The following is a 7,206-nucleotide window of genomic DNA, read 5'->3' as shown; positions in this document are numbered from 1 at the left end:
CCGGCGAAGTAGAACAAGGAGATCGAAGCAAATCCATCAAGAAGATGGATCACCAATCTCCCTCTCACACTCTGGCGAACGAATCCGGCGCTCCCTTGCGCTCTTCGCCAAATTCAGGCGGCTTCTCGTCGCCGTTCACAACAGGAGGAACGTGCCGCCAAACGGCACCGCCCCCGCGTCAATCGCCGCCGGGCACGTACCGTTGAAGTTCGGCGCCCGCTCCACCGTCACCTGGACGTTGTCGAGCCCCCAGCTTTCATCGCTCAGGGCTTGTTGCAGACCCGCCTCGAAGGAAAGCGCAAGACTGCCACCGGCGTGTGGAAACTCCACGCTAAGGTGGTAAATCGTATCACCGACCACCGCCTCGCCGACGAGCGGGTAACCAAGCGTCCCTGCTGCCGCCGCACCGGTCTGGGCCGGACTGCCAGGCGTCGGAAAGCTCTGCTCGCCAGCTCCAAAACCAGCTGTCGGAGCATGATTGCTGAACGTGGCAAGAAACGCTCCGCCTTGAACTTGGAAGTAATCTGGTCCGTTTAACGTGCTCTCGCCGTCCCACGACCCGATGACGTACAAGTCAAACGTCACCCGCAGGATGTCGTGCGCCGGCAGCCCGTTCAAACTCAACGTCGCCCATTGTCTGCCTTGGGCGTTCCCCAATTGGCCAAGAAACTTCTCACCGCTCGGCGACGTTGCTGTTGGCGCCTGCCCGGTCGGATTCTCCGGATCTACCACCGGCGCACCCCACTCGCTCCCTACGCCTCCGTTGAAATCCGAGGTGTAGACAACGGTCTGTGCGGCGATCTCGTCAGTACGAACGAGACCAAGAGCACCCACAATCACGATCACCAAAAGCCGCGAAGCGATGCCCGACATGGCCGACCTCCCATACTACAAAACCGACCCCCATTGCCAACAACTGCACAGCTGATTCTTGGGGTGGTGCGCGGCGTCGCGTGTTCTGCCCGTCGCGCCACAACCTGTCCCCCACGACCGTCTGTCTACCCCGGACAGCCGTTGAGTGCCGCGTTTACGGCCTTGAGCAGTTCATCGACGGTGACCTTCTGGTCCCCACTGGTATCAAACGAGGAGCACTGATCGATGGCAAGATTCCCGAGGGCGATGTTGACTCCCGTCACCAGTTCATCGACCGTCACATGTCGGTCGCCGCTACAATCACCGATGCACGGGATAGGCGTTGCGGTTGCCGACGGCGTGGGCGTCGAGGTCCTAGTCAAGGTGCCGGTCGGCGTTGGGGTCGTGGTTGGAGTGTCCGTCACGGACGGCGTGGCGGTAGCAGTGAACGTGGCGGTTGCTATCGGAGTTGCCGTGGGGCTGGGTGTGACCGTGGGGCTGGAAGTGGGTGTGTAGGTCTGGGTCAGTGTGGGGGTGGCGCTGAACGTGGCCGTCGATGTCACGGTAGGTGTTGCTGTGAAGGTCGGAGTCGGCGTCGGCACAACCCCAAACGACCACGTAGTGCTTTCTGTGCGCCGGTCGGCACCGTCTACGGCGCGCACGAACCAGCTATGCTGCCCTACCGCAAGCGGCCCTGACGGTACGAAGCTTGTTTGGTCCGGGCTGACGGTACACGGCGTGCACTGGCCTGCGGTGCCTTCGTCGATCCAGACCTCGTAGCGTGCCAACCCTGCCCCCTGATCACTTGAGGCTTCCCACGAAAATGTCGGCCGCGCTTCCGCCACGACCGCGCCGTCGGCCGGCGCAATAAGGTTGAAGGGCGCCGGTGGCGTGGCATCGTATGTGACGGTCCAAGTTTCCGGCGACCGTGAGGCATTGCCGACGGCATCAAGGGCCTCCACATACCAGGTGTGCCGTCCTTCATTCAGTGGTGCCGCTGGCGTGGTGCACTGACTCCAACTCGGAATATCCGGCCGGTCCATTGCGCCATCCACATAGAGGCCGAAACCGTCAAGACCAGCGCTGGCATCAACGGGGCTGACCCAGCAGAGATTGGGCGTAGGAAGGGTCACAATAGCTCTGTCACCGGCTCCCCCGAACACCGTGCTCAAATGCAGGCCGGCAGGGCCGGTCGTGTCTACCCCGAACCGATAGGGCTCTGTTGCACCGACATTGCCCGCGACGTCCGTCGCCAGAGCCCGCCACTCGTGCCATCCATCGGCAAGCGTCCCGGAGTCCGGCAGCGTGTATTCGTCGGCGCTTGGCAAAAGGCCAGTGTGCACAGAACCGTAGGGAACGACCCTCACGTAGTCCACCCAGCATGCGTCGCTGTGAAAGAGATCCCCGTCATAGATGCATTCAATGATAAGACGGACCTGCTGACCAGCGAACGAGCTGATATCGACCTTGGGCTCGTACCATCCGTCATCATCGACAACGGTCTGCTCCCAGAGCACCCACGTGTAGCTCCCACCGCGAACGCTCACTCGCATGCGCGCCGTATTGCGGCCTAGGTTATAGACTCTGGTTACCGAGAAGGACAGGAAAGCCGCTTGGCTCGGAACGGTCACGTTCTGCTCGATTGAGTTCACGGTGTTACTGTCGTCCACCCCGATGCTGGCGAGGCCGGAGGCCCCGCCTCCCGAGGCGCGCCAGCCAGCCCCAGACCCGGTCCACCCGGCAAGGCTCGTGCTGAATTCGGAGTTGGGATTGGTCGGTGCTCCGGCGTCTATCACCACCATTTGCGACGCGACGCCGCTTCCGCTGTCGCTCGCCCCACCCCAACGTAACAGCGGCGTGGCGTCACTCGTCCACGTCAGCAATCCGGGCTCAGGCGTGCCGGGTCCGAAAGTGGGAAGTGTTGAGTCGATGCGAATGCTCCGTCCCTCGCTACTCCGGACGTTTCCCGCCACGTCCACCGCCTCCACGTTCCACGAATGAGTCCCGTCGCTCAACCCGTCAGGCACATCTCTGACCTTCACACTTGCCTGGCTCGGAGACACGCTCTTGTACGACGTGCCGTCGACCTCCACATCGTAGCGGCTCAGGCCTGAGCCGGTCTCGTTCGCAGGCGTCCACCTGAACTCAGTGTCCCTGCGCAATGAGGCCCAGGCTCCGCTCGCTGGCTCCACTAGGCCGAACAAATCCGGCGGGGTGTCGTCGATCCGCACGGTCCAGGTGCTTGACGAGCTGCGGCAGTTGTTCGCAGCGTCGCAGGCGGCAACGTACCAGGTGTAGGTACCCTCAAGAAGCGCTTCGGCCTGGGTGAGGGTGTACTCGCTCGGTCCTGCCGGGCTGATGTTGTCCCGTTTGATTGCACCGTTCACGTAAAGCACATACTTGGCAACGCCCCCGCTGTCCGTCGCGGTTTGCCAGTCGAACCGGCATGCCGCTCTACACCACCCTCCGTTCGTCGGGCTGACGAGGTCAAATGGATTAGGCACCGCGCGGGCCGGCGTCGCCAAGATCAGTCCGATGGCCTCAGCTGCGGCCAGCAAGAGAAACGTGGGTGCGTGCGCGTGACGAAGAATCGAGCCAAGCATCGCCATCGTTGCCCCCTTTCACCTACACGCTGGTGGCCTCCCGTGGCCGCCGAGCTGCGAGCAGCCAAAACGCGGTCACAACCGCTGCCCGTTTACACTGGCCCGGCAATTGATGTCCGGCTCCCATCAACTTGCTACGTGGGCAGAGCGGCAGGCCAAGCATTTACAGGGAATCCCCTCCGACACGCAGCCAACTACCGCTTTTGGAGCCCAACAGCAAACCAAATGCTGCGCGTCAAAGTGCTTTTCTTCAGTTCAGCATCACGTCACGATGTAGCCGCGGCTGCCTGATCCCTTCATCCTGCCGCCGTCCCGAGAAGGAGGTTTGGCGGGATGGACGACAGGAAACTCATCGGCCAGCGGATCAAGGAGCTGCGCAAGGCGCGCGGACTCTCGCAGGAGGCGCTCGCCGAGAAGATGGACGTCCACCCCAAGTATCTCGGCGCCGTCGAACGAGGCGAGCAGAACCCGACGATCGACTTTCTCGAAAAGGTCGCTACCGCGCTGAAGGTCGATCTGCCCGCCCTGTTCAACTACCCATGGCAGAAAATGAGCGAGGCGGAGCTGAAGCGGAAACTGCACACGATGGTCGACAAGGCCGACCTCGCACGACTCCGCGAAGTGCTCGCCCTGATGAAGGCTCGCGAACTCTGAGCCTCAGTCAATTGACGGGTACAAGCGTTGTACGGTACTGTATCGGCATGTCCAAGACCACCGCCATTGCCCGTTTCACCGGCAACTACCAGCTGAGCATTCCAAAGCCCGTCCGCGAAGCGGCCGGCCTCACCCTCGGCGACTTCGTTGAACTGACCGCCGAGCGGGGCGCCATCGTGCTCCGGCCGAAGCAGCTCACCGACAAGCCCATCCCCGAGGCCGCGCCCACCGCCGCCGAGATCCGCGCGCTGAACCGCGTCATCGCCGCTGACAGGCGCGGAGAAACCACCCCCTATGAGCAGTACCGATCCGAGCGCGCCGCCCGGTTGGCTGGTCGTCGTCGACAAGCCCGCCCAAAAGCAGCTCGATAGGTTGCCGCCGCGTGACTTCGTTCGCGTCGACGCCGCCTTGCTCTCGATGGCCGTCGACCCGTTCGGTGGCGACCTTGAACGCCTCAGCAAGCACGATCGCTATAGCTTCCGCCGCCGCGTCGGTGACTATCGCATCCTCTTCAACGTCGACACCGGCGCCCGCCGTGTCCGCGTCGGCACCGTCGAGCGCCGGACCACGACGACGTACCGGAAGCGGCGACGATAGCCAGCAATGAAATCGCCCGCTGCCCCCTTGAACAAGCGCACGGCCCGAGATCGGGCGCCGCTTCGTGCACGGCTCAAAGAGGGCGCCATCAAGCGCGCTCAACGCGATCGGGAAGTCGCCGCCGAATGGGACCCACTCGCCGATGAAGTATGGCGCAGGCTGGACCAGATGAGGTGACCTGAGCGGTCTAGCTCCGCGTGTAGGACTCCGGTTCCGTGATCTCCCTCATCATGCGCCGAAGTTCGCCAATCTCATCTGCTTCCGCTCGCTGCCGCTCGCTCTCCGACACTTCCGCCTCAGTGATTGCCCCGGCGCGCCGCGCTTCCGCGAGCTTCTCAAAGACGATCTTGAAACGAGTCTGCCGTTCCACCTACAAGACCTCATCAACACCTACGGCTTGCCACAGCTTGGCGGCGACGAACCGTGAGAGGTGGCCGACGTTGGTCGTCGCGATTACAAAGTCGACGGCACCGAGTGTTGCACCTTGCGCCGCCAGGATCATGTCTCCGTCGATTGTCTGGTCACCGGCCGTAGGCTGGCCCTGCTGGCGCGCGGTCGCCCAGAACGCTGCCGCCTGTCGCATCGCGGCCGTCGTGATCGGTAGGTATTCGAGCAGACCGGCAAGCGCGTCCAAGCGCTCAATCCCTGCCGTTTTCCTGGCTCGTTGGGGTGGCTGGGGTCAGGTCTGGACAGCGAGACAGGGTGACTCAGTGGGCTGCCGGAACCTCCGAGGCCTCGCTCGTCAGTACAGACCTCCATCGCTATCCGCTATCAAGACCCTCCGTTGCTGCGCAGCCCGCCTGGCCGCCGTGATGGTCCACTGAGTCTGGCAACCGCACACGACACGTCATGATCACCCGCGGCTTCTCCCACCCACCGACTCCCTGGGTCTTCACGATCGCGCCGCGACCGTTGCGCCGTGGTGCGTCCGCGGGCGCCCCTGCGCCGCACCGCGCCCTTCATTCCATCGCCAGCGGGTCCGCCCGCAGCGTACGTTACCCCCGGTGTGGTTCCGCAGTTGCATCTCTGCACCCGGTCGCCCCCGCCTTCGAGCACCCCGCGCGCTTGGCATCGGACCCCTAATCGCCCTACAATTCCCACAACACGTGGGGAGCACCGTCGGTGAGCATCGGTTCAGTTCAACGGGGCCTGCCTGCCGAAGCCGCGGCGCAGGTAGGCCTTTCCGCCATCCGGCGGCAACCATCACACCATCTCGCGCAACGCCCCGTCGCGCCGGATGACGGAAAAACCCTTTTACGTTCGGCTCGCCCATCGGACCTGAGATCATGCGGAGCGCCGTCGTGTCACGGAGGCTGAGATGACTAGACTGATCACGGGAATCCTAATTGTGGCGTTCGGGACTTTCATGGTCGTATCGCCAGAAAAGAACGGCCAATCCGAGGTACTCACAACAATTGTCCTGGGTCTCTCGATTATCGCGGTCGGGGGGACGCTGATGTACTTTGGCGGGCGCTACTTGCGGCGGCGGAGACCGGGCGACCCACTTTCGACTTTCGTACAAGCGCCGCTCGTATTGATGTTCATCGGCGTAAATGGTCTGGCGGCGTCGTGTGGCGTAGGGCTCTATCGAGGCGAGCAGTTTGGAACGTACGGATGGCTACTTCAAGTGATCGTGTCGTTACTTTTCTTTATCGGTGGCGGCTATTGGCAGGTTACGCGCTCATGGTGAGTTGTAGCCCGAAACGTTGAGCGAACGGACGCGAGGCGGGATTCCAGCCGATCAAGCCGTTGCAGCCGACCGGCTCCGCCGGCGGCTGAACGGCAGGACGTAGACCCAAGCGGCGGTAAGCGATAGACGTGACGCGATGGCGTCAAGCGTGTATGTCGAAACGACGATTGTCAGCTACCTCACGGCGCGTCCGAGTCGCGACCTCGTTCAACGGGCACACCAGCAACTGACCCGACGATGGTGGCGTACGCGGCGCACCCAGTTCGATCTCTACGTGTCTCCGCCTGTCCTCCAGGAAGCAGCGGGAGGGGATTCCCGCCGTGCGCAGAAGCGGCTCGCTGCGCTGAAGGCGATCCCTGTTCTTGAAGCCACACCAGAGGCGCTGCGCTTGGCGACCGCACTTGTGGCGGCTGGTACCATGCCGGAGCAAGCCGCCGTCGACGCAACGCACATCGCGATTGCAACGGCTCATGGTATGGATTACCTCCTGACGTGGAACTGTACGCACATTGCGAACGCCACAATGCGGAGCAGCATCGAACGTATCTGCCGCAACGCGGGCTACGAGCCGCCCATTCTGTGCACGCCCGAGGAGCTGATGGAGGACTGAGCCAATGACCAAGGATGCGATTGTCGAAGAGGTGCGGCGCATTCGTCAGCGGTATGCCGCGCGATTCAACTACGATCTGGGCGCGATATTCCGGGATCTGCAGGAGCGGCAAGGGCGCGGCGAGTTCAGCGTGGTGAGCCGCAAACCGCGGCGTCCGCGGGTACAACCTCCAACTCAAAGCCGCCGCGCGGGATGAGCGG

Annotated in this window: 9 protein-coding genes and 1 pseudogene; 6 read left to right on the top strand and 4 right to left on the bottom strand. The window is 63.0% G+C overall.

From position 1 onward, the window contains the following. Window positions 1-135: 135 nt before the first annotated feature. Together HY699_17000 and HY699_16995 are read right to left on the bottom strand one after the other, a co-directional pair. On the bottom strand, window positions 136-873 hold the full coding sequence (locus HY699_17000) for a hypothetical protein (protein ID MBI4517503.1): 738 nt from the start codon (window positions 871-873) through the stop codon (window positions 136-138). A gap of 125 nt (window positions 874-998) precedes the next feature. Then, the gene (locus HY699_16995; protein MBI4517502.1) at window positions 999-3,377 is read right to left on the bottom strand and encodes a hypothetical protein; all 2,379 of its coding nucleotides are present in this window, start codon (window positions 3,375-3,377) and stop codon (window positions 999-1,001) included. Window positions 3,378-3,788: 411 nt separating this feature from the next. On the opposite strand from HY699_16995, the gene HY699_16990 reads away from it, so the two are divergent. Genes HY699_16990 through HY699_16980 form a run of 3 tightly spaced genes read left to right on the top strand, consistent with a single transcriptional unit; the run spans window position 3,789 to window position 4,706 of the window. Further along, on the top strand, window positions 3,789-4,109 hold the full coding sequence (locus HY699_16990) for a helix-turn-helix transcriptional regulator (protein MBI4517501.1): 321 nt from the start codon (window positions 3,789-3,791) through the stop codon (window positions 4,107-4,109). Between the two features lie 47 nt (window positions 4,110-4,156). Further along, on the top strand, window positions 4,157-4,480 hold the full coding sequence (locus tag HY699_16985) for an AbrB/MazE/SpoVT family DNA-binding domain-containing protein (protein MBI4517500.1): 324 nt from the start codon (window positions 4,157-4,159) through the stop codon (window positions 4,478-4,480). 1 nt (window position 4,481) lies between these two features. Beyond that, a complete protein-coding gene (locus HY699_16980) occupies window positions 4,482-4,706 on the top strand; it encodes a type II toxin-antitoxin system RelE/ParE family toxin (protein ID MBI4517499.1) in 225 nt (74 codons plus the stop codon). Between the two features lie 187 nt (window positions 4,707-4,893). On the opposite strand, the gene HY699_16975 is transcribed toward HY699_16980, so the two are convergent. Beyond that, window positions 4,894-5,076, bottom strand: coding sequence for a hypothetical protein (locus HY699_16975; protein MBI4517498.1), 183 nt, complete (start codon window positions 5,074-5,076; stop codon window positions 4,894-4,896). Then, a pseudogene (locus tag HY699_16970) lies at window positions 5,077-5,370 on the bottom strand (nuclease). It lies immediately after the preceding gene. Window positions 5,371-6,024: 654 nt separating this feature from the next. On the opposite strand from HY699_16970, the gene HY699_16965 reads away from it, so the two are divergent. The 3 genes from HY699_16965 to HY699_16955 all read left to right on the top strand — a co-directional run bounded on the left by HY699_16965 (window position 6,025) and on the right by HY699_16955 (window position 7,202). Beyond that, on the top strand, window positions 6,025-6,396 hold the full coding sequence (locus HY699_16965) for a hypothetical protein (GenBank protein ID MBI4517497.1): 372 nt from the start codon (window positions 6,025-6,027) through the stop codon (window positions 6,394-6,396). A gap of 136 nt (window positions 6,397-6,532) precedes the next feature. Continuing rightward, entirely contained in the window at window positions 6,533-7,006 is a 474-nt protein-coding gene (locus HY699_16960; protein ID MBI4517496.1) for a type II toxin-antitoxin system VapC family toxin, read from the top strand. Window positions 7,007-7,010: 4 nt separating this feature from the next. After that, window positions 7,011-7,202 (top strand): hypothetical protein, encoded by a 192-nt coding sequence (locus tag HY699_16955; protein ID MBI4517495.1) that lies wholly within the window; start codon window positions 7,011-7,013, stop codon window positions 7,200-7,202. Window positions 7,203-7,206 lie beyond the last annotated feature (4 nt).

Source organism: Deltaproteobacteria bacterium (assembly GCA_016210005.1).
GTDB lineage: Bacteria > Desulfobacterota > Binatia > HRBIN30 > JACQVA1 > JACQVA1.
Note: the sequence above shows the minus strand (reverse complement) of the source record. Positions and strands in the feature narration are given on the sequence as shown.